Here is a 22134-nt window from a genome sequence, read left to right on the forward strand (position 1 = left end):
TTTGTCGTCATTGAGCTCGGCCTCAATGCGCAGCGCTGCAGCACTGGCAGTGCTTGCCTCGCCGCGGACCAGGTTCAACAGGGCCACGAGCTCCGCAAAACCGAAGCCGATGGCGTCAGGGAATCCTTGTTCACTCGCGGCATGTTCCGCAGTGGTTGCTTGAGTCAAAGTCTTATCTCCTTGTTGTTAGAAGCCAAAGAATTGTTGTTAGAAGCCAAAGAACTTGGCGACGTTCTTGGCACCGTCGGATACTGCGTCTCCCACGGCTACTGCACTATCGGCCACGGCACCGCCCACGGCTACTGCGCTATCAGCTATCTTTCCACCGACGTAGTTGACGGAATCGTGGATGACAGGGACGTTGTCATAGAGGAACAGGGCGCCGCTGGCAATTGCGGCTGCCGTGCCCACCGGCGGTGGAGCTAAGCTAACAAGCCCGAGGCCAGCCTTGACGGCGGAGTAGTATCCGTCAGCGGTCTTGCCTTCTGAAAAGGCGTTGAAGCTGTCCAGCGCATCCAGCCCGGCGCCGAAAACACCCAAGCCCTTGCCAGCCACGTTAAAGAATTTGGAGGCCTTGGAGCCTTCAGCCAGGCTGAAGACCTTGTTCCAACTGCCGTCAAAAAGGTCCGAGGACATATTAGCGAACTGGCTGAAGGCGCTACGGGCTTGGAAAGCCTTCCAAGCTTCTTTAGAGAAAAACCCTGCCCGGTTGGCCTTGGTGAGCATCGAGGCCGTGTCGAAAATACCAGCACGCATGTTGGGGATCAGCTTTGCCCAGTTATAGGCATTCCATCCATTTCTGAACGGTGACTTCTCATCTGCCAGCCAATCCGGACCTAGCTGGAAGGCTGGTGTCTTCCCGCCGGAGCCTGGACCGCCTGCGCCTGGGATGCCACCGCCGGGGCCGCCCGCGCTCAAGCTGGCAGAGGAGCTGGCCTGTTTTTGTTCGTCGGCGTTACGGCTGAGGTCTCCGGCTGTTGTTTCCAGCATGAGGGCGGCTCGGGAGATGACGCCGCGCTGTTGACCTCGCCAGTGCTGGGCAAAACGCTGTGCGTCAGGGCCCTGCCAGTAGCGCGGCAACTGGTTTACCGCGCCGTCGATGGTCATTTGCAGCGCCTTGAGTTTCTGGGAATTTCCAGAGAAGTCCTTAGCGAGTGCGCGTAGCTGCTCAACGTCGGCTCCAAGCATTTCAGACATTCTCACTCCGGTGTCTCAGATGGGGGTTGGCGATGCAACCACTATTTTACTTGAGTCTAAACGGGGGCAAGCATGGCGGCCATGGGGTCAACTCCCCATGGCTGACTCCGCTGCCCGAAGTTCGCCGGAACCTTTGGCCCACAGGGTGAAACGGTACTCTGTGCCATTCTTGGATGTGTGCCAGCCTTCGGACGGCGTGGCGCCTCGGAACGTCCACGCCGGGCCCAATGTGGGAGCTTGCGTGTCACCTGGTACATCTGTATTAATAACGGTGATGACGGCAACGTTGCAATCGCCCATGGCCTGCCGAAAGACCTCTCCGCCGCCAAGGACCCATACCTCCTCGCAGCCAGGAGAACGCTGTGCCTCCACGAGCGCTTGGGCTAGATCGGAGTGAACGACGGCGCCAGCCGCGTCAGGGGTACCAGCCCAGTTCTGCTGGCGGGTCACCACAATATTTGTGCGTTGCGGCAACGGGCGGAACCTCTGCGGGAATGATTCCCAGGTCCGCCGGCCCATGACCACTGGGTGGCCCGAAGTGACGCGCTTGAAGTGGGCCATGTCCTCGGGGAGATGCCAGGGCATGCCGCCGTCAGCGCCGATGATTCCCTGAACGGTCTGGGCCCAGATCATACCGACAATTGGTTGGTTGAAACTGTAAAGCTCTGGCACTGGCGTGGAATCACTCATACGGCAATCGGCGCCTTGATGGTGGGGTGATGTTGGTAGTTGACCAACTCGAAGTCCGCAAAGGTGTAATCGAAAATAGAGTCTGGTTTGCGGGAGAAGCGCAGCTGTGGAGACGAGTAGGGCTCGCGGGAAAGTTGCTCGTTGACCTGCCCTACGTGGTCATCATAAATATGTACATCCCCACCGGTCCAGATGAATTCGCCCGGCTCCATATCCAGTTGCTGTGCCATCATCATGGTCAGTAGCGCGTAGGAGGCAATATTGAAGGGAACTCCTAAGAAGGTGTCCGCGGAACGCTGGTAGAGCTGGCAACTGAGCTTGCCGCGGCCGTCTTTGGTGGGAGCCACATAGAACTGGAAGAAAGCATGGCATGGGGGGAGCGCCATGTTTTTCAACTCACCAACATTCCAAGCCGACACAATGTGGCGGCGAGAATCGGGGGATTGCCGCAAAGATTCCATGACCGCAGTGATTTGGTCGATGTGCTGTCCGTCCGGTGTGGGCCATGAGCGCCACTGGACTCCATAGACGGGGCCTAATTCTCCGGCGTCGTCCGCCCAGTCGTTCCAGATCTTCACACCATTTTCCTGGAGCCAGCGCACATTTGAATCGCCGCTCAGGAACCAAAGCAGTTCCATGGCCACGGACTTAAAATGCACTCGTTTGGTGGTGATCAGTGGGAAGCCCAATGCGAGATCGAAGCGAAGCTGGCGGCCAAAAACACTACGTGTGCCGGTCCCTGTGCGGTCCGACTTTTGTAGGCCGTTGGCCAAGACATCGCGGAGCAGGTCCTCATACGGGGTCAAAATAGTCACGCAGATAGTCTAGCGGTGAACTTCACTGCTTTGCCTGCCGGGGAAGCAGTGAGTCAAACGCCGTAGCGCCGCTGAAACAACCCTTGATTGAGACCTAATCCTCGTACGGCTTGTGCCGTTCAAGAGCCACAATTGCACCAGGTTCGGCGATGGAAACATGGGCCACCAAAACTTCGCCCGGAGCTAGATGCGGGTCGGAGAACGGCAATTTTGCCGCCAGCTCAGGGCCCATGTGGGTTGCCAGGGCCGCCAACACTGTGGGCAGCACAGGCCGGTGTGTGCACAGCGCCGCTGCAGTCGACTTGGCTAACAGCCGCTCAACCACGGCGGTAACCTTGGCCGGATTGCGTTTGTGATCCGCCTCAGTCAATGCTGGGACTACCTTCACCTTGGCTTTGGTTGCTTGGGCGTAAGGGGAAATGGTTGCAATGCAGCGCAGCCATCCACTCGTGAGAATCTTTACCGGGTGCCAGGACATCAGCAGCCGTTGCAGAAACAGCGCCTGCCGCTTCCCGGTAGCAGCCAAGGGACGTTCCCCTTCGGCCCGGGTCCAGGCTGATCGAGGCTTGGATTTGGCATGTCTGATGATCAGCAATGGCCAGGTCGCTAGCGTGCCAGCCTCGAACGCCTCCACGAGGAAGTCAAGCGGCTCCACATCCGAAGGATTGGAGAGGAGCCCGCGCGCCTTGTTGGGGCTGCACCAGACGGCCGTGTCCACTTCCTTACCGTCTGGCATGGGTGGCATGTCATCGACGGCAGCGGCCCAATAGTGCACCTCCTTGATCCCGGGCTTGACTGCATAGCGAATAAAGGGCAGCGGAATGCCCAAGGTGATGGGCAGCCCCACCTCCTCACACACTTCCCGTACGGCGCACTCGGCGAGGGTTTCGCCCCTATCCAGCTTGCCTTTGGGCCATGACCAATCGTCGTATCTCTGGCGGTGGATTATGAGTAGCTCGAGCTTCTTCTTTTTCACCCGCCAGCACAGCGCTCCGGCTGCGTACACGGAGACGCCCGTGCCGCCGTCGTCCGCGGTGTCGTCAAGGTGCTCTGTCGTACGCATTACCGGTGCAGGGCAGTGCGCACACGGGAACGGCTGGCCAGCAGCCATGACTGGACGTCCCCCAGTGGATTGCCATCGCTGTCTTGATGGTGGCGGGTCCACTGGCCGTCATTATCTAGGTGCCAGCTGGAGGTTTCGGAGTCAAGGTAGCGCTCAAGCAGATCGTTAATGTCAGCGATGTCGTCCTTGTTGCCCAGCTGCACCAGAGCCTCCACCCTGCGGTCAAGGTTGCGGTGCATCATGTCCGCTGAACCGATGTACACGATTGGATCCCCGGCATTGGCAAAGGTGAAAACCCGTGAGTGCTCCAAGAACCGTCCCAAGATGGAGCGGACTGTGATGTTCTCACTGAGCCCCGGGACGCCCGGACGCAACGAGCAGATGCCGCGGACTATCACTCCCACATCCACACCTGCCTGCGATGCCCGGTACAGGGAATCGATGATCGCTTCATCAACCATGGAGTTGACCTTGATACGTACTTTTGCTGGTATCCCGGCTCGCTGGTTCGCGATTTCCTTGTCGATGCGTTCGATCAGCCCTGAGCGCACGGAGCGTGGTGCCACCAGAAGCCGCTCAAAGTTGGACTTCGGCGCGTACCCGGAAAGTTGGTTAAAGAGTGTTGAAAGGTCCTCGCCCACCTGGTTGTCAGCCGTGAGCAGGCCCAAGTCCTCGTAGTAGCGGGCAGTGCGCGGGTGATAGTTGCCGGTGCCGATGTGGCAATAGCGGCGTAGTCCGTCCTGTTCCTGACGGACGACCAAGGAAACCTTGCAGTGAGTTTTGAGTCCCACGATGCCGTAGACAACGTGCACGCCGGCCTGTTCTAGCTTCCGGGCCCAAGAGATGTTGGCTTGTTCATCAAAACGAGCCTTAATCTCTACCAGCGCCAAGACTTGTTTTCCGGCTTCGGCAGCGTCGACGAGGGCGTCAACGATCGGGGAGTCGCCGGAGGTGCGGTACAGGGTTTGTTTGATGGCCCGGACCTTGGGATCCGCGGCAGCCTGTTCCAAGAAAGCCTGGACGGAGGTGGAGAAGGAATCGTAGGGGTGGTGCAGGAGAATATCCCGGCGTCGCATGGCAGCGAACACATTGGCGGCCTTGGACGTCTCTGATTCATTGAGGAAGCGAGAAGTATGGGCCAGGTGTTTGGGATAGCGCAGGTCGGCACGGTCTATTTGGCCGATGATGGACAGACCCCGCATGTCCAGCGGAGCCGGGAGGGCATAAACCTCTGACTCTTCGATGTCGAGTTCACGCACGAGCAAAGCCAAAATATTTGGGTTGATGTCCGTGGTGACTTCGAGGCGAACTGGCGGGCCAAAGCGCCGTCGCAACAGTTCTTTCTCCAGCGCTTGGAGTAAGTTCTCGGCGTCGTCTTCTTCGACCTCAAGATCCTCGTTGCGGGTAACACGAAAGGTGTGGTGCTCCAGGACTTCCATGCCCGGAAATAACTGGTCAAGGTGCTGTGCAATGACCTCTTCTAGCGGGATGAAGCGCGCTACGCGTCCAGGAACAGTCCCGGCACGGGGGCCATCGACGCTGACCAGCCGGTCCAGTAAGTCCGGTACTTTCAAACGAGCAAAAAGTTCTTTGTCACTCACCGGGTTACGGACTACCACGGCCAGATTCAGCGAGAGCCCCGAAATATAGGGGAAAGGGTGAGCGGGGTCAACAGCAAGTGGGGTGAGTATCGGGAAGATTTTCTCGCCGAACATCCGGCTCAATTGTGCTTTGGCACTTTCGTCAAGCTCGTCCCAGTGAACTAAATGGATATGTTCGTACGCCAACGCGGGGCGAATCTGGTTGGCGAAGGCGTAGGCATGACGGGCCTGAAGTTGATGTGCTGCCTCGCTGATCTGTTCCAGTACCTCAATGGGGCTAAGGCCTGCTGGAGACGGAACGGCGAGTCCAGTGGCAATGCGACGTTTGAGACCGGCCACGCGGACCATGAAAAATTCGTCCAGATTGGAGGCAAAGATAGAGAGAAAGTTCACGCGTTCCAGAAGGTGCGTCTCCGGGTCCTCGGCCAGCTCAAGTACGCGTGCGTTGAATGCCAGCCAGCTCAGTTCCCGGTCCAGGAATCTGTCGGGGCCTATGGGCCCCTCTGGCATGACGTTCGGCTCAAACTCCGGGATTTCGATCCTGTCCTGGGTGGCCCGGGCTGATTGGGCTTCGCCAGTGCCAAAGCGGTCCCGCCCAAAGGGGGCTGAACTGCCGGACTGTCCCGTGTATTCGCGTTTCATCGGTAAATCCTCATGATCGGGGCTGCTTGGGTTCAACATTACAAGCCGGCCCTTATGAGGCGGACATCGGTCCGTACATGACATCCGAATCCCACTTGGTAAAGCCCAAGTTGCGGTACAGAGCGACGGCGGCCTCATTGTCAGCATCGACGTACAACATGATGGAGTGCAAGCCACGACTTTGGAGGTGCTCAATGCCCTGCAAAGTCAACGTTTTGCCCAGGCCCAGCCCCTGTGCTGCCGGAATGACGCCCACAACGTAAACCTCACCCAGGGTGCACTGGCCAGAACGTGCGGGGTGGACCTTGGTCCAGTGGAAGCCGAGGATCTCATCGGCATCATTGACGGCTAAAAAGAATCCGGCCGGATCAAACCATGGCTCATCGATCCGGGCACTTAAATCCGCCAACGTCATGGCGCCCTGTTCGGGGTGATGCGCAAAGGCGGCAGCGTTCGCCGCTAACCATGGTGCCTCGTCCTGGTTCGGGACAAAAGTGCGCAGATGTACGCCCTTAGGCGTTGGCAACGTGTTCCCTTCACGATGAACCTCCGCTCCGGCTGGCCGGACCAGGCGCATGCGCCACAAATCCCGGATGGCACGGTACCCGTAGCTCGCGGCGAGATCTGCGGCGGCTTCATGATCGCCATGAGACCAGGCTTTGATACCTTGCAGGCCGCGCACCTCTAGAAGTTTGTCCACGACCATGGCGCCGACGCCTTCGTTGCGATAGTTGGGGTGGACTACGATCTCCAGCACGCCTTCGCTGCCGTTGAGTACGACGACGGCCACCGCGGCAAGATCTTCGCCTTCAGTGGGAGACTTTTCTTCGGGCGCATGTGTCAGGAGCACGAGGACGTTGTGAGGCCCCGCCGAGTCCGACTTGAGTTCTACGAGAGTCTGCTCGGACAGGGGAGGGTTGCCGTCTTGGTCTTCCGCAGCGTTAACCAGATCTATGATTTCACGCAAGGTATCGGGTTCGGGGGCACCCGTAATTACCGTCACTGGCCAACGTTCGGTCTTTGCTGCACTCATGAGAACAGCCTAGTGGCCCCATGGCTCACAATGCGAGAGACTCGGGGCGAATGGGCATTTGATGCTTCTCTTGCTTAGGCGTCGGCTAATTCGTCGTTGGGCATCTTTGTGATCGTAAGCCGGTAGCCCACATTGCGCACCGTGCTGATGAGGCTTTCATGATCGGACCCCAGCTTGGCGCGTAGGCGCCGCACATGCACGTCCACGGTCCGCGTTCCCCCGTAGTAGTCATAGCCCCAGACCTCGTTGAGTAGTTGGGCTCGGGTGAAGACCCGGCCGGGGTGCTGCGCCAAATACTTCAGTAACTCAAACTCTTTGTATGTCAGGTTCAGCGCTTTGCCGTGTACCCGGACCGTGTAGCTGTCTTCATCAATGACTACACCGGCAGCTTGGATCTCCGTATGGGTCTGCTCATCGCCACCGGCGGCCCTGGTCAGTGCAAGGCGGATGCGGGCTTCGACTTCTGCAGGGGCCGCCGAATCGATGATCACGTCATCTACTGCCCACGACGCCGAAACGGCCGCCATTCCGCCCTCAGTGAGGACCAGAAGCAGCGGGACGCTGATACCGGTCGCGCGGAGAAGTTGTGTTAGGGAGCGGGAACCGATCAGATCTTTGCGCGCGTCAACCATAATGAGCTCGCACGGTCTGGCGTCGAGCAGGGCTGTGGGGACCGCCGGGAGGATGTGCACGCTGTGATTCAACAGGCCCAAAGCAGGCAAAATCTCCACGGAGCTTCCGTGGTTACCGGTCAGCATGAGTATCTGCGACATGACTTCCTCCAAAGTGCGGGATGCGCATCTTTGAGCGACGAACCACAGGGAACCCGCTACTGGCAACGCACCGGCCGCAGGTTGTTTCACAGTGTACAGCGCGGTATAAGGCAGGATTGAAGTGTGAAGTCATCAATTGTAGGACTCGTGGGAATCGTGGCGCTCGCAGCCATCGTGGCAGGGCACTACCTTGGCCTCGGCAGTGTGGTGGTCGTGGTGGTTATTCTGTGCGCCGTGTTTGGCTATGGCTGGCCGCATTATTTGGGCATCCCGGCAAAAAAGACGCTTGGCACGGTCATTGCTGCCACGGGCGCGGGATCTGCCTTGACCGCAGGGCTGAGTGGGAATTCAAACTATTTGGTCTGGACGCCGCTCTTGATCGCTGTCGGGTTTGGCGCTGTGATGGTGGTCCAGATTATCCGTGGAACGGGTCAATCCCACCGGCTTGAGTCCACCCTTGGAGCCGGTGCCGGCGTGGCAGTTGCCGGTTTCGCGGGCGGCTGGGTCGGCTCCTACCGGTTCCTCGGCGACCCAGGCATGACACTGATTACAGCCATCAGTGCCCTGGTGGCCTTGGTCGTTTGTATGCTGCCGTGGCCGGATCGGGTCACATCACTTCTGGCGATGGCGTTGGCAGCGTTGGCTGGTCCCCTTGCGGCGCTGCTCTTTTCGGATCTGCGGATCATCCCGGCCGCTGTATTGGGAGTTCTGGTGGCGGCCGTGATCGCAAGTTTTCGGCGTCTGCGCACACTTTCTGGACCCTTGCGAGGCATGGGCGGTGCCAGCGCGGCCGCATTAGCGCCTGTCCTTGCCCTTGGAGCACTGGTCTATTTCCTGGACAGGCTGCTGTTGACCTGACAGCGCCGCGGATCACGGTAGGATGACACCATGAGCGTACTTGCCTTAGAAATTTTCTTTATCTGCCTACTGGTACTTGCCGGCATCACCATGGCGTGGTTTGCGGCTCTTGTGGTGTGGCGGTTGTTCAAGGGCCAGCAGTAAACTGCCGTGGCCATTGAAATCCCCACAGATCTGACACCCGAGCTCGTCCCGCTGTCATGGTTGCTGGGTACTTGGACCGGTTCTGGCCGGCTGGGGGCTGGTGAGGGTGATGACGAATATTTTTCCCAAACAGCCACGTTTTCCTCCAATGGTCTGCCATATCTGAGGTACACCGCAGAAACTTTTCTTACGGATCAAGACGGCGTAGTTTTGCGCCCACTTTCCGTGGAGACCGGTTTTTGGCAACTGGACCGTACCCTGAACGACGCCGATGGTGGACCGGGATTGACTCCTGCGGACATCGTGCCTGCGTTGCGGACCGCCGACGACGTCGAAGCTCTGCGCAACGCAGATGACGGCTTTGACATCGTTGCCACAATCGTCCATCCAGGCGGTATCTGCGAACTTTATTACGGCAGCATTAAAGGCCCTCAAATTCAATTGTCAACGGACGCCGTCATGCGTGGCGCCGGATCAAAGGACTACAAGGCAGCAACCCGGATCTTCGGCCTGGTTAATGGTGACCTTTTCTGGCGTTGGGATATTGCCGCTGACGGCAAGTCTCTGGCAGCTCACGCCTCTGCTGCTTTACACAAGGTTCGCTAAAACGTTCCCGTTGACTGCAGGCCCTCTCCTTTGCCGATTGCACGGAATACTCCATCCAGTGAAGGTGTTGAACCTGTTATGAGCTATCTGAGTCCCCTGCTATCCCGCCACGGTGCCGTCCAGGCTGGTGGTCTTGATGCCGGAGTGGCTGCCCACTATGGCGACCCGAACCGAGAGCAGAGAGCGCTGGCTGGGTACAACGGACGGCCGGGAACGGCCGTGGTGGATCTTTCCCACAGGGGAGTCGTTACGGTGACCGGAGAAGACCGGCTCAGTTGGCTCAACACACTTTCGTCCCAGAGTCTCACCGGCTTGAAAGCAAATGTCGGGACTGAACTGCTATTTCTCAGCATTCAGGGTCGAATCGATTTTTTGGCGAGGGTCGTAGACGACGGGGCCACCACGTGGTTGCTTGTGGAAACACAAGAGGCACAGCCGCTTGCGCAGTGGCTGAATTCAATGAAGTTCATGCTCCGCGTGGAGATTGCTGACGTTTCTCAAGACTGGGCCGTAGTGGGTTCAGTCAATGAGGTGGAGGGCTGGGATAAATTACTCAAATGGACCGACCCGTGGCCGCACATTGGGGAAGGCGGTTATAGCTACGCAGCCATTGACGAAGCTGAGCATCCGGGACTGGAAAGGCCCTGGCATGAGTATCTTGTGCCTGCAACGCAGTTGGTAGCCATGGTAGGGGATCGTCCGTTGGCGGGTGTATGGGCCGCTGAGGCCTTGCGAATCGCCGCCTGGCGTCCGCGCCTTGGTGCTGAGACAGATGAGAAGACCATTCCGCACGAGCTTGACCTGCTCCGAACAGCTGTGCATTTGTCCAAGGGCTGTTATAAGGGTCAGGAGACGGTGGCCCGTGTCCATAATCTTGGGCATCCGCCCCGTCGGCTCGTCTTTTTGCAGCTAGATGGCTCTCAGCACACCATCCCAGCGCCGGGCAGCGAGGTATTCGCCGGTGATAAGAAGGTGGGTGTCGTGACATCTGTTGCTCAGCATTATGAGATGGGTCCGATCGCACTGGCCCTGATCAAGCGGACCGTACAAACAGATGTTGTCCTGACCGTGAACGATTCCGACGAAAAGTACGTGGCAGCCCAAGAAACGATTGTGGCCACCGACGCTGGACAGGTAGTGGGGCGAGCCAAAGGGTTTCTTCGTGCACCTCGTTGAGCTAACGCGTTCCCCGGCAGTGGTTTCGAGCTAGAAAACTTATTAACAAATATGGTGCGGTTTCTTGCCCCCAAGTAGTCCACCTGGAATAATCCTTTAGGGATAGCGGCTATGTCGGTGGAAGGTGGATGGGTTGGCTCGGGATAAACAGTTGACATCGTTGGGGATGGCTGCGCTTGGTTTGTTGGCTGAGCGTTCCATGCATCCTTACGAGATGTACCAGTTGCTGATTTGTCGTCGTCAGGACCGCCTGGTCAAGGTCAAGCCGGGAACGCTTTACCACACCGTCGGGCGGCTCGCGGAGGCGAATCTGATCCATGCCGTGGGTACGGAGCGGGAAGGAAAGCGGCCAGAGCGGACCAGTTACGCCATCCTCCCGGCGGGTCGTGAGGCTCTGGAACATCGACTCAAGGAATTGCTGGCTCGACGCGCCAGCGAATACCCCAGTTTTCCGCAAGCTGTCGCCGAAGCTCATAACCTGCCATCCGGCGTCGTGGTTGAACTCCTGCACAGCCGCCTGGTGGAGTTGGGAACCTACCTGAACGAATTAGATGGGGACGCCAAAAAAATGCAAGACAAGAGCGTGCCAATGAAATTTTGGATTGAGTCCTCTTATCAGCAAGCCCTGACCCGGGCCGAGATTCGTTGGATCGAGCAGCTTCGCGCTGACATCACCACCGGGGCGCTCCCCTGGCAGCCACACAAGAGCAATGACTTAATGAAACACAGCGAACTTTAAGGAACACAGCATGGAAACCGTGGCAAAACCTTGGCCAGCGCTATGGGCGCTGGTACTAGGCTTCTTCATGATTCTGGTCGATTCAACCATCGTCTCGGTGGCCAATCCGAAGATCATGGAGGGCCTACACACTGATATTAACTCCGTTATCTGGGTGACCAGCGCATATTTGCTGGCCTACGCCGTCCCGTTGTTGGTCACGGGCCGGATGGGTGACAAATACGGTCCGAAGAACCTGTACCTGGTGGGTCTGAGCGTCTTCACGCTATCTTCGCTGTGGTGTGGATTCTCCGGCGATATCGGCATGCTGATCCTTGCCCGTGCCGTGCAAGGGCTTGGTGCGGCCATGATGACGCCGCAGACAATGGCAGTGATCACTCGCATCTTCGCCCCGGATAAGCGCGGCCCCGCCATGGGTCTGTGGGGCGCCACAGCTGGAGTTGCAATGTTGGTCGGACCTATCCTCGGCGGAGTGCTGGTGGACGGCTTGGGCTGGGAATGGATCTTCTTCGTCAACGTACCCGTGGGCATCGTTGCGTTCGCCATGGCCTGGCGCCTAGTGCCCAGTCTAAAAACTCATGATCATAAATTCGATCTGCTCGGTGTTGCTCTCAGTTCCGTTGGTCTGTTCCTACTCGTTTTCGGTATCCAGGAAGGGGAAAAATACAACTGGGGCACTATCGCCGGTCCGCTCTCGGTCTGGTCGATGATCATTGCAGGTGTGGTCTTCCTCATCTTGTTCGTTGTCTGGCAGGCTGTTACCAAGGGTGAAGCGCTGGTGCCGTTGCACTTGTTCAAAGTGCGCAACTTCTCCCTTGCCAACGCGTCCATTACCACCATGGGCTTCAGCGTCACTGCCATGAGCCTGCCGTTGTTCTTCTACTACCAGCTAGTCCGGGGCATGACACCCACGCAGTCGGCCCTGATGATGGTACCCATGGCTCTGTTCTCAGGTGTCTTGGCTCCGTTCGTGGGCAAGCTCGTTGACCGCGTCAATCCCCGATCGGTAGCAGTCGTAGGATTCATTCTTATGTCCGTTTCCTTACTGTGGACGTCGTCGCTGATGAATCCAAGTACCCCTATCTGGTTGTTCCTCCTGCCCAGCGGGCTTTTGGGTATAGCCAGCTCTGGTATTTGGGCTCCGTTGTCCACCACAGCGACACGCAACCTAGGGCCTAGCGAAGCTGGTGCCGGAGCTGGAATCTACAACACCACCCGACAGATCGGTTCCGTGTTGGGCTCGGCTGCCATTGCAGCTTTGATTGCGGCTAGGCTCAGTGCCGAAATGCCAGCTGGTGCCTCTGCAGGTGCTAGCGGAGCGGGCGGACAGCTACCTCAGTTCCTTCAGGCAGGCTTTTCCACGGCTATGGGACAGTCCATGATCTTGCCGGCAGCAGTGGTGCTTCTAGGTGGCGTAGCGGCTGCGTTCTTCGCAAGGCCGCGTGCCGTGGATGCCATATACGCCGGATTTAGTGCCCCGGAAGGTGCGCCAGAGCAACTGAAGTCAGCAAGCCAGCAACACTAAATCCGGTTGAGATCGCGAGGGTGTGGGCTGCGGCGTTGTTGAGGTCAGCTTGCCACTGCAGGACTAGCCCATCTGCGAGGGCCTCGTGGGCGGCGATGTTCGTCGCTAGCAGACCGAATCCTTGACCGCGGTGTTTCGGGGCCACCAAGGTCCTTAGGTGGGCCAGCAATCCCTGGTATTCGGCATAAGCGCTGGTGGCAATTGGTCTGCCGTCGCCGACTGGATCCTCCCCGTCGTGATCGGCTTGGAAGTCCTGTGCGGTGACGTCCATGAGGGTGAACTTGTAAGGTAGGTCCCTGAGCCCGACGTCGTTGACGTCATCTGGTGGGCACAGGGCCTCCAAAGCCACGGCCTCCGGGTTTCCGCGCGAGACCGTGATTGTGCTGGCCGGTTGGCGTAGCGGGAGGTCGTCAGCGTAGTAGAGAGTCTGGGTGCCCCCGCCCCGCCCACCGGAATCCCGGCTCAGGCGCAACATCGTTGCGTGATCACTAAGCTCATCATCCGTGAAAGCCGACGCAGCTTGCAACAAAGGAGCCGGGCCGGTCAGGACGGCTTGGTTCCACAATCTGAGAAAAGTTAGCCCACCGTTCTCTCGCTCCGCCGTGATACGCGCGCTGTCCGTGCCACTGACCAATGCACCCTTGGGCAGGCCCAGGCCGCGTTCCCAAGCTAGGCGGACAATTGGCGCTGCGCTGTAATCGAAACTCATGTACCAACGCTAGTCCCCACGCCCTCCCAGACCGGCGCTGGCGCGCCGGTCTGGGTCCCTCGGGCGTGTGGGCCCACCCGCGTTTGGCTTCCGTGTCTGGCGCTGCTAGCCGAACAGGATGGCTGCCTCGTCATAGCGATGTTGCGGGACGATTTTTAGGTTACCCAAGGCTGCTTCAAAGGGAACATGCTCAATTTCGGTGCCTTTGAGCGAGACCATTGTGCCCCAGCGTTCCTCTACCACGGAGTCCACTGCTGCCATGCCGAGACGGGTGGCTAATACGCGATCAAAACTGGAAGGAACACCACCTCTCTGGATGTGGCCAAGGATAGTGGCACGGGTTTCAATGCCGGTGCGGGATTCGAGCTCGGGGGCCAGCTGCTCGCTGATGCCACCCAGACGGGGGCGGCCAAACGTGTCCAGACCGCGTTCGGAGTGTGCCGAGTCTTGGTGGTCGGGGACAAAGCCTTCCGCCACGACCACTAGGGGTGCACGGCCGCGATCGTGGGCCTCACGGACCCACTCGGCGATCTGCTCAATGCTGGTCTTCTGCTCAGGAATTAAGATCGCGTGGGCGCCCGTGGCCATCCCCGCGTGCAACGCAATCCAGCCCACATGACGGCCCATGACTTCAGCGATCATGCAGCGGTGGTGAGATTCGCCGGTCGTGCGCAGCCTGTCGATCGCCTCCGTGGCAATTTGCACTGCGGTGTCAAAACCGAAGGTGTAGTCAGTGGCGTCAAGATCATTGTCAACGGTTTTGGGAACACCTACAATCTTGAGCCCGGCATCTGTGAGGCGTCGAGCCGCAGCAAGAGTGCCTTCACCACCGATCGCGATCAGCGCATCGATGCCCAACCGTTCCATGTGCGCCTTGATGACATCGGGGCCGCCGTTGCCTTCAAAAGGATTGGTGCGGGACGTGCCAAGGATGGTACCGCCCTGTTTGGAGATGCCGCGAACCATTTGGCGTGGCAGATCCATAATGTCGCCTTCGACGACGCCGCGCCAACCATCGCGGAAGCCTACGAATTCATGGCCATAAACCTTAATGCCTTTGAGTACGATGCCGCGGATCACAGCGTTGAGTCCGGGACAATCGCCGCCGCTGGTGAGGATACCAATCTTCATGTGTGGGGATTCCTTCGAGGGAGGGTTCAATGGGTTTCGGGCGCACCATTGAGCTCCGTGTCTACGCCAGTCTAGACGACCATGTGACGGAGGCAACTTTTACACGCATTACTGTTACATGCCTAGCCGCGCATATTACCTTCTTGTCAACAGATGAATCGCACCTCCAACGACCATGGCGACTCCAGCACCAAAAAGGAGCCACATTGCTGTTTGGCCGGGAGGCAGGGAAAGGCCTGTTGCTCTGGACAGAATTACAAGGACACCAAGGATAACGACGACGGCGCCCCAGACGATGGTGCCGACTCGCACCTTATGGGTGGAACCAAGGGGTGTGTTGGTCTTCGGGTCGGGGATGTCGGGGATATTGATGGGCTGTTCGCCAGTACTCATATTCGGCTCCATATTCATTGTTTCGCACCAACCGTGGCTACTGTGACCTTGCCAGCGAATCCGGACAGAGTCACCACCAGCCCGTAGCCCGTAGCTGAGGGGTTAAGATACGTACTGCTACTTTGTTTGACGGAACTGTCGGCGTTGCTTGCCTGGTCTTGGATGTGCACCGATGCGCCGGCTAGATCGCTCTTGATGGTTACTGGAATATCCGTGGGAACGTTGATGAGCACCCGGGAACCAGCCAACTCCAAGGGAATGTTGACGTCCTGAGTAAGGGCGGCTGGATCGCTGATCCCGGTCAGGTCTATGGTGGCGCGTGTCAACACCATGGAGAACCCGTCGTGGGCTGCGCTGACACTGGTGGGAGTCCACGAGTGTTTCGACAAGACGCTCCAAGATCCCGTGGTCGGAGCGACGCTCAGAGCTGTGGCAATCAGGAGGGCGACGACGGCAAAAGCACCCACTCCGCCGGCGCTCCGAGCTCGAAAACCGGAAACCATGATGGCCAACCCCGCGACGATGGCCGCGACGGCTGCTGCTGCGGCCAGGGAGTACCGGTTCAGAGAAAGAATCCCGGACGCATCCAAGATCAGGACCAAGGCACCTGCAACGACGGCAAGACCGACGGAGAGCCAACTGGCGTCCGCCCCCATCCGCGGGACACGCTTGAATGCGGGCTTCATCTCATGCCACGCATCCCGGCTCGGACCAGCAGACCGGTAGGGGCCGGCAGGGGGAGAGGACCAATCCTGGCCTTCCCACGCTTTGCTGCCAGCAGATGGAGCAAAAGCGGGATGTTGCCCTGAGGCTTGGGCGCCCGAGCGTTTTTTTCGGTTGCTGGCCCACACGATAAGCCCCACGATCCCGGCAATCCAGAATAGCGGCCACGGGAGCCAGCCACTGTTGCCATTCCAAGCGCTTTGTCCGGGGCCCACCGTGCCCAAGAAAATGCATAAGGCTGCTCCGGTCATACCCGTGGACCAGTGACCACGGAAGAGCTGTTCAACGTGAATGCGGCCATCAGGTTCGGGCAGGAGGGCCCAGGCCGCGCCGTAGGCAAGGAGGCCGAACCCAAAGAAAAGGGTGAGCACCACGGCCAGTCCACGCAAAATTACCGGGTCGATTCCCCACTTTTCTCCCAGACCACTGCACACTCCGCCTACCCAGCGGTTGTTTCCACGGAGAATCCCTAACGAACGTAACCATACGAAGAACTTCGAGCTGTCTTCGCGCGGGGGCGCCATCCCCGGAGCAAAGTCTTGCTGGTCGGGGGAGTTGGAAGGTGGGGCAAACGGCGGCGGCTGAATTGGGTCGGGATCTGGTGGCTGCTGATCGTGAGGAGTGTCTTTCATGATTCAATCGTGCCGCTTGACGGCGTTCACCGCTATCGGGGTGCACCCTGAATGAACCCTGATATGGGCCAAGAAATCGCGCCGAAGCTCCGCCGTCGTGCTTGGATTGGACCATGAGCCCAAAGATGTACCGGTCCACGGACCGCAGAGTAGCCGGTGTCTGTGCTGGCCTGGCAGAACACCTTGGTCTGCGCGTAGGGCTCGTCCGCGCCATCATGGCAGCTTCGTGCTTCGTCTTTGGTGCCGGGGTGGTCTTCTATGCGTGGCTGTGGATTCTGGTGCCTTTGGAAGGTGAGGAACAATCGCTCGGGACACCGTTGCTGGACGCGGATGGCACCCCCTATCTGAAACTCTTCCGTCCGGCACCAGAATCCTCGTTCATCGCCAATTCCGATACGAGAGAAGCTACGGCTACGCAGGCTGGACGCTCACTTGGTATCCGGGAAATTATGGTGGGAGCGGTCTTGGTTGTCGCTGCCTTCGCCTTGTTTAGCGGGCCACTGATCCGGACCGTCAACGTTGGTACTTTGATTCCGATAACGGTGATAGGCATTGGTGCGGTATTGGCTTGGATGCAACTGGACGCGACCCGACGAGCTGGGCTACTCAACGCAGCCAACATTGGGACGCCTTTGGCAATAGTGAGGTTTAGTGCCGGCATAGGGCTGGTGATTGCCGGGGTGCTGATAGCCGTTAGCGGTTCGGGATCGTGGTCGCTAGCGTGGTCCTCGGCGATGGCGTCGCTTGCAGTGCTGGCTGGTGTGGGGCTCGTTTTGGCGCCGTGGGCATTGAAGTTCTGGAGGGACTTTCAGAAGGAGCGAACGGGACGGATTCGACAGACGGAACGGGCTGAGATTGCGGCTCACCTACACGACTCAGTGCTTCAGACGCTGGCATTGATCCAAAAACGGGCTGATTCCCCGCAAGATGTCACGCGTCTTGCCCGGGCGCAAGAACGTGAACTACGTGAGTGGATTTACCACGACGCCGACGAGACCAGCGGTGCGTTGGTGGCACGCATCAAGTCCGTGTGTGCAGAAATTGAGGACTTGCACGGACTGGCAGTTGAAGTGGTAGCCGTCGGAGATGCGGAACTGACCGAGCAAAGACAGCCGCTGGTTCAGGCAACTCGCGAAGCGGTGCTGAATGGCGTGCGGCACGGGGGCACAACGGTTTCAGTCTATGTTGAGGCCGGAGTCAAGGGTGTGGAAGTGTTTGTGCGGGACCGTGGTTCCGGCTTTGATGTGGAAAGCATGCCTGCCGACAGGCTCGGCGTGCGCGAATCTGTGGTTGGACGCATGCAACGCAATGGTGGCACGGCGGGGATCATGAGTTCATCGGAAGGGACGGAAGTGCGCCTTTATCTGCCTATCGGCGAACCAACCATGGAGGACATGAAGTGAGCGTGCCAGACTCAGCGAACCTGACAGGACCACCGACCGAAGCTGCAGCGGCCATCAGGGTTGTGATTGTGGATGATCATGCCATTTTCCGCTCGGGGCTCAAGGCTGATCTCGACGCTGATATCCAGGTTGTTGCCGAGGCGTCCACCGTAGAAGAAGCCGTGGCGGCCGTTACCGCGCAAGCCCCAGATGTGGTGTTGCTGGACGTGCACTTACCCGGAGGCCGTGGCCAAGGTGGCAGGGAAGTCGTCGCCGGGTGCACTGCACAGTTGGGGCACACTAAATTTTTGGCGCTCAGTGTCTCCGACGCGGCAGAGGACGTGGTCTCCGTGATCCGCGCAGGTGCACGTGGTTACGTCACCAAGTCCATCTCCGGAGCGGAGATTTCGGACGCCGTGCGAAGGGTGGCCGGGGGAGACGCTGTTTTCTCGCCCAGACTAGCTGGTTTTGTGCTGGATGCCTTCGGCACTTCCGAGGTCGCCGTGGAAGATGAGCTGGATAAGCTCTCCGTTCGAGAGTTGGAAGTCATGCGACTTATCGCCCGTGGCTATTCCTACAAAGAAGTGGCGAAAGCGCTATTCATCTCCATCAAGACAGTGGAAACCCATGTTTCCGCGGTCTTGCGAAAACTCCAGCTTTCTTCTCGTCACGAACTGACCCGCTGGGCCGCCGAGCGCCGCTTACTCTAACCCGGTGTCCAGACCAGCGAAATAACTCTGGCCTGGACACCGTGCCGCACACATTATTTGGCGGCTCCCAGGAACTCGGCCAGACGCCCAACACCGGTGGCGAGGTCGTCGTCTCCCAAAGCGTAAGAAAGGCGCAGGTAGCCGCTGGGACCGAAAGCTTCCCCAGGCACTACGGCAACTTCAGTCTTCTCCAAGATCAGCGCCGCGAGTTCAGCAGAGGTTGCTGGACGAATCCCGCCAACCTCGCGTCCTAGTAAGGCACGAACATCTGCATATGCGTAGAACGCGCCGTGCGGGGTGGGGCAGACGACGCCTTCAATGGCGTTGAGCCCGGCCACCATGGCTTTGCGGCGGCGGTCAAACGCCACCTTCATGGTGTCCACGGCGTCCAACGGTCCCTGAACTGCGGCCAAGGCGGCCATCTGTGAGACGTTGGCAACGTTAGAGGTTGCGTGCGACTGCATGTTGGTGGCGGCTTTTGCCACGTCAAGGGGGGCAATCATCCAACCAACCCGCCAGCCGGTCATAGCGTAGGTCTTGGCCACGCCGTTGAGGATGACCACACGATCGCCAAGCTCGGGGGCGGCGGTAGCAATCGAAGTGAACGGTACGCCGTCGTATGTCAAGTGCTCGTAGATCTCGTCCGTGAGGACCCACAAGCCCTTAGAGGCAGCCCACAGTCCGATTTCCCGAGTCTGTTCCGGGGAATACACGGCGCCTGTGGGGTTGGATGGGGAAACAAAGAGCAGAATTTTGGTTCTCGGGGTCAAAGCCGCTTCCAGCTGATCCACCGTGACCAGGTAGTTCTGCGCAGGTCCGGCGAAAACCTCCACGGGAACTCCGCCCGCTAGCCGAATAGCCTCCGGATAAGTGGTCCAGTACGGCGTCGGAATGATGACCTCGTCGCCTGGGTCGAGCAGGGTTGCAAAGGACTCGTAGACGGCTTGCTTGCCGCCGTTGGTGACAACAACCTGCGCGGGATCGACGGCGTAACCGGAATCGCGAAGAGTCTTAACCGCAATGGCGGCCCTTAGTTCGGGGAGTCCCGCAGCCGGAGAGTAGCGGTGAAACTTGGGATTCCGGGCCGCGGCGATGGCGGCCTCGACGATGTAATCGGGGGTGGGAAAGTCCGGCTCCCCGGCGCCAAAGCTGATGACCGGACGGCCGGCGGCCTTAAGAGCCTTGGCTTTGCTGTCTACAGCTAGGGTGGCGGATTCGGCAATGGCGGAGATTCGAGCGCTGATACGGCGCCCGGTGGCGTGGTCAGCTGTTAGTTCGGCAGACATCAAGACACTTTCTTCAAAAGGAGGCGTGAGTGGAGAAACTTCGTCACGCTCCAGCTTAGGCGCTTGCCGGTCTTGGTTCGACGAACAGGACAATGAATGCGTAGAATGGACTCTTGGTGCAAAAACACCATGATGAATCACGCCTTGAAACCGGGCTTCAAGTCCGGCGTCGGTTTGGAATTCGGCGACTCGAGACGGTAGATTGCTCATGGCGTAAAGCGCCGCGAGCTTTCTTGTGAAGCTTCAAAGGGTAGTGGCGCAATTGGTAGCGCAGCGGTCTCCAAAACCGCAGGTTGCAGGTTCGAGTCCTGTCTGCCCTGCGTTTAGGCGTAGAGGGTTTGGTTCAGAGCAAGTAACGAACCAAACCCGTCTCCGTCTGGCGAATAACATGCACGAATAACATGAATAAGGCACGGTATCGGGCTATTTGCCCGGGTGTTTCCCAACAAGTGATGAGTGAGGCAGTGGTGACCGAATCTGCGGCAAGCCGCTCCAAAGGCCGCTCTGGCAAAAAAGCTGGCAAGCCCGGTCTTTTTGCGCGCATAGCGATCTTTCTCCGCCAAGTCATTGGTGAGATGAAAAAGGTTGTGACACCCACTCGCCAGGAGTTGGTCAATTACACGGTCGTTGTACTTGTATTCGTGGCAATCGTAATGGGGATCGTCACCGTCTTGGACTTTGGTTTCGGCAAGGCCGTGCTGTGGGTCTTTGGCGGTAACGTCTCCGTGGAGCAGTAAAAGCTCGACTTTGGCCGGCCCCGTAAAATGAGCATTATCTTCGGGGACGGTTTGAGCCATTTAAGTAACGCACAAGGAAAGCAGGAAATTCGTGTCTGAGCAGGAGCCCGAGACAACTTTCAGTGAGCAGGATCAGGACACTGTGGTTGTTGATGCTGCCATCAGTGCTGACCTTGATGTGCCCGTGGAGGACGTTGTAGCTGACGACTCAACGGAAAATGAGCCTGACCAGGTGCCTGAAACGGATGAGGATGCAGAATCAACTGATGCTGATGCTGATGCTGATGCTGTGTCGACTGAGCCTGAGGTAGATCCCGCCGAGGAATTCAAGGCAATGCTGAGGCGCCAAGAAGGTGACTGGTACGTCATCCATTCTTACGCTGGGTATGAAAATCGCGTCAAGGTCAACCTTGAGTCCCGTAGCTTGTCGCTGAATATGGAAGATTACATCTTCGAAGTTCAGGTCCCCATGGAAGAAGTCGTGGAGATCAAGAACGCGCAGCGCAAGGTCATCAATCGCGTGCGCATCCCCGGCTATGTCCTTGTTCGCATGGACCTGACAGACGCCTCCTGGGGCGTTGTCCGTCACACCCCTGGTGTTACCGGTTTCGTAGGCAACGCGCACAACCCGGTTCCGTTGCGCCTGAGCGAAGTGTTCTCCATGCTTGCCCCCATCTTTGAGGAGCAGCAGGCAGAAGAAAGCGGTATCCCGCTACGTCACGACCCGATCGATGCTGAGATCGACTTTGAGGTTGGTGAGGCCGTCATCGTTAGAGACGGTCCATTCGAGACTCTCTCCGCAACGATCTCCGAGATCAAGCCCGAGTCCTCCCAGCTGGTTGTGCTGGTTTCGATCTTCGAGCGTGAAACCCCCGTCACGCTCGCGTTCAACCAGGTCTCTAAGATCTAGTTGTCCCACTGATTTCGCTGGGCAGCACACAGCTTTTGTACTGCACAGCGTCCGGCCGGACGCCATTCGGCCACCCACCTTGGACGCGCTCCGTCGTCCTAGGAAAAGATATTGAGAGAAGGACCCTACATTGGCTCCCAAGAAGAAGGTCACCGGCCTTATCAAGCTGCAGATCCAGGCAGGCGCCGCTAACCCGGCACCGCCCATCGGTCCCGCGCTTGGTCAGCACGGCGTGAACATCATGGAATTCTGCAAGGCGTACAACGCTGCAACAGAATCCCAGCGCGGAAACGTAGTCCCCGTTGAAATCACGGTTTACGAAGACCGTTCATTTACATTCATCACCAAGACCCCGCCGGCTGCAGAGCTCATCAAAAAGGCTGCAGGCGTCGCCAAGGGTTCAGCTACCCCGCACACCGTCAAGGTTGCTCAGCTGACCAAGGCGCAGGTCACCGAGATCGCCACACAGAAGCTGGTTGACCTCAACGCCACCAGCATTGAAGGCGCCGAGAAGATCATCGCAGGCACAGCCCGCTCCATGGGTATCACCGTCGAAGCGTAAGTCTTTTCATAGCTTTTGCTTTACCGTTCGCAGTGCTCATGCGCCGCGGACATCAATAAAAATCATAAAGAGCGACGCCGGCACGCACAGTTATGTG

General features: G+C 58.5%; 22 protein-coding genes and 1 tRNA gene. 11 read left to right on the forward strand and 12 right to left on the reverse strand.

From position 1 onward, the window contains the following. Window positions 1-207 precede the first annotated feature (207 nt). From LOH53_RS12575 to LOH53_RS12605, 7 genes are all read right to left on the reverse strand, one after another. The gene (locus LOH53_RS12575; RefSeq protein ID WP_230068100.1) at window positions 208-1197 is read right to left on the reverse strand and encodes a WXG100 family type VII secretion target; all 990 of its coding nucleotides are present in this window, start codon (window positions 1195-1197) and stop codon (window positions 208-210) included. A gap of 87 nt (window positions 1198-1284) precedes the next feature. After that, the gene (locus tag LOH53_RS12580; RefSeq protein WP_230068101.1) at window positions 1285-1887 is read right to left on the reverse strand and encodes a dihydrofolate reductase; all 603 of its coding nucleotides are present in this window, start codon (window positions 1885-1887) and stop codon (window positions 1285-1287) included. Further along, window positions 1884-2702 (reverse strand): thymidylate synthase, encoded by an 819-nt coding sequence (locus tag LOH53_RS12585; protein WP_230068102.1) that lies wholly within the window; start codon window positions 2700-2702, stop codon window positions 1884-1886. Before LOH53_RS12585 ends, LOH53_RS12580 begins: the two co-directional genes overlap by 4 nt. 94 nt (window positions 2703-2796) lie before the next feature. Next, the gene (locus LOH53_RS12590; protein ID WP_230068103.1) at window positions 2797-3765 is read right to left on the reverse strand and encodes an NUDIX hydrolase; all 969 of its coding nucleotides are present in this window, start codon (window positions 3763-3765) and stop codon (window positions 2797-2799) included. After that, on the reverse strand, window positions 3765-6008 hold the full coding sequence (locus LOH53_RS12595; RefSeq protein ID WP_230068104.1) for an RNA degradosome polyphosphate kinase: 2244 nt from the start codon (window positions 6006-6008) through the stop codon (window positions 3765-3767). The genes LOH53_RS12590 and LOH53_RS12595 overlap by 1 nt, the downstream gene beginning before the upstream one ends. Window positions 6009-6060: 52 nt before the next feature. Continuing rightward, the gene (gene mshD, locus LOH53_RS12600; RefSeq protein WP_230068105.1) at window positions 6061-7041 is read right to left on the reverse strand and encodes a mycothiol synthase; all 981 of its coding nucleotides are present in this window, start codon (window positions 7039-7041) and stop codon (window positions 6061-6063) included. Between the two features lie 74 nt (window positions 7042-7115). Next, window positions 7116-7814: a winged helix-turn-helix transcriptional regulator gene (locus LOH53_RS12605; RefSeq protein WP_230068106.1), complete on the reverse strand. Its 699-nt coding sequence runs from the start codon at window positions 7812-7814 to the stop codon at window positions 7116-7118. 123 nt (window positions 7815-7937) lie between these two features. Here LOH53_RS12605 and LOH53_RS12610 point away from each other — a divergent pair, with 123 nt between their 5' ends. The 5 genes from LOH53_RS12610 (at window position 7938) to LOH53_RS12630 (ending at window position 12862) form a co-directional block, all read left to right on the forward strand. After that, complete coding sequence (locus tag LOH53_RS12610) at window positions 7938-8672, forward strand: permease (protein WP_230068107.1); 735 nt, start codon at window positions 7938-7940, stop codon at window positions 8670-8672. A gap of 150 nt (window positions 8673-8822) precedes the next feature. Next, entirely contained in the window at window positions 8823-9422 is a 600-nt protein-coding gene (locus LOH53_RS12615) for a nitrobindin family protein (RefSeq protein ID WP_230068108.1), read from the forward strand. Window positions 9423-9500: 78 nt separating this feature from the next. Then, window positions 9501-10598: a CAF17-like 4Fe-4S cluster assembly/insertion protein YgfZ gene (ygfZ, locus tag LOH53_RS12620; protein ID WP_230068109.1), complete on the forward strand. Its 1098-nt coding sequence runs from the start codon at window positions 9501-9503 to the stop codon at window positions 10596-10598. A gap of 133 nt (window positions 10599-10731) precedes the next feature. Then, window positions 10732-11337 carry a PadR family transcriptional regulator gene (locus tag LOH53_RS12625; protein WP_230068110.1) on the forward strand — a complete coding sequence of 202 codons (606 nt, stop codon included), beginning with the start codon at window positions 10732-10734 and terminating at the stop codon, window positions 11335-11337. A 10-nt stretch (window positions 11338-11347) separates the two neighbouring features. Beyond that, a complete protein-coding gene (locus tag LOH53_RS12630) occupies window positions 11348-12862 on the forward strand; it encodes a DHA2 family efflux MFS transporter permease subunit (protein WP_230068111.1) in 1515 nt (504 codons plus the stop codon). Here the strand turns inward: LOH53_RS12630 and LOH53_RS12635 are convergent. The 4 genes from LOH53_RS12635 to LOH53_RS12650 all read right to left on the reverse strand — a co-directional run bounded on the left by LOH53_RS12635 (window position 12807) and on the right by LOH53_RS12650 (window position 16450). After that, a complete protein-coding gene (locus tag LOH53_RS12635) occupies window positions 12807-13571 on the reverse strand; it encodes a GNAT family N-acetyltransferase (protein ID WP_230068112.1) in 765 nt (254 codons plus the stop codon). The genes LOH53_RS12630 and LOH53_RS12635 overlap by 56 nt on opposite strands. A gap of 105 nt (window positions 13572-13676) precedes the next feature. Further along, window positions 13677-14702, reverse strand: a complete 1026-nt coding sequence (locus LOH53_RS12640; RefSeq protein ID WP_230068113.1) for a 6-phosphofructokinase — start codon at window positions 14700-14702, stop codon at window positions 13677-13679. Window positions 14703-14837: 135 nt separating this feature from the next. Continuing rightward, a complete protein-coding gene (locus LOH53_RS12645) occupies window positions 14838-15095 on the reverse strand; it encodes a hypothetical protein (protein WP_230068114.1) in 258 nt (85 codons plus the stop codon). 14 nt (window positions 15096-15109) lie between these two features. Then, window positions 15110-16450, reverse strand: a complete 1341-nt coding sequence (locus tag LOH53_RS12650; RefSeq protein ID WP_230068115.1) for a PspC domain-containing protein — start codon at window positions 16448-16450, stop codon at window positions 15110-15112. 113 nt (window positions 16451-16563) lie between these two features. On the opposite strand from LOH53_RS12650, the gene LOH53_RS12655 reads away from it, so the two are divergent. Both LOH53_RS12655 and LOH53_RS12660 read left to right on the forward strand, forming a co-directional pair. Next, window positions 16564-17853, forward strand: a complete 1290-nt coding sequence (locus LOH53_RS12655; protein WP_230068116.1) for an ATP-binding protein — start codon at window positions 16564-16566, stop codon at window positions 17851-17853. Between the two features lie 2 nt (window positions 17854-17855). After that, the gene (locus LOH53_RS12660) at window positions 17856-18542 is read left to right on the forward strand and encodes a response regulator transcription factor (protein ID WP_326832789.1); all 687 of its coding nucleotides are present in this window, start codon (window positions 17856-17858) and stop codon (window positions 18540-18542) included. Window positions 18543-18595: 53 nt separating this feature from the next. Here the strand turns inward: LOH53_RS12660 and LOH53_RS12665 are convergent, their stop codons facing one another. Continuing rightward, window positions 18596-19828, reverse strand: a complete 1233-nt coding sequence (locus LOH53_RS12665) for a pyridoxal phosphate-dependent aminotransferase (protein WP_230068117.1) — start codon at window positions 19826-19828, stop codon at window positions 18596-18598. A gap of 247 nt (window positions 19829-20075) precedes the next feature. Between LOH53_RS12665 and LOH53_RS12670 the strand changes: the two genes are divergently transcribed. From LOH53_RS12670 to rplK, 4 genes are all read left to right on the forward strand, one after another. Then, window positions 20076-20148 (forward strand) — tRNA-Trp (locus LOH53_RS12670). Window positions 20149-20280: 132 nt separating this feature from the next. Continuing rightward, window positions 20281-20565: a preprotein translocase subunit SecE gene (gene secE, locus LOH53_RS12675; protein ID WP_230068198.1), complete on the forward strand. Its 285-nt coding sequence runs from the start codon at window positions 20281-20283 to the stop codon at window positions 20563-20565. A 91-nt stretch (window positions 20566-20656) separates the two neighbouring features. After that, entirely contained in the window at window positions 20657-21475 is an 819-nt protein-coding gene (gene nusG / locus LOH53_RS12680; protein WP_230068118.1) for a transcription termination/antitermination protein NusG, read from the forward strand. Between the two features lie 130 nt (window positions 21476-21605). Then, window positions 21606-22037, forward strand: a complete 432-nt coding sequence (gene rplK / locus LOH53_RS12685) for a 50S ribosomal protein L11 (protein ID WP_230068119.1) — start codon at window positions 21606-21608, stop codon at window positions 22035-22037. Window positions 22038-22134 lie beyond the last annotated feature (97 nt).

Origin of the sequence: Arthrobacter cryoconiti (genome assembly GCF_020905375.1) — a bacterium.
GTDB lineage: Bacteria > Actinomycetota > Actinomycetes > Actinomycetales > Micrococcaceae > Specibacter > Specibacter cryoconiti.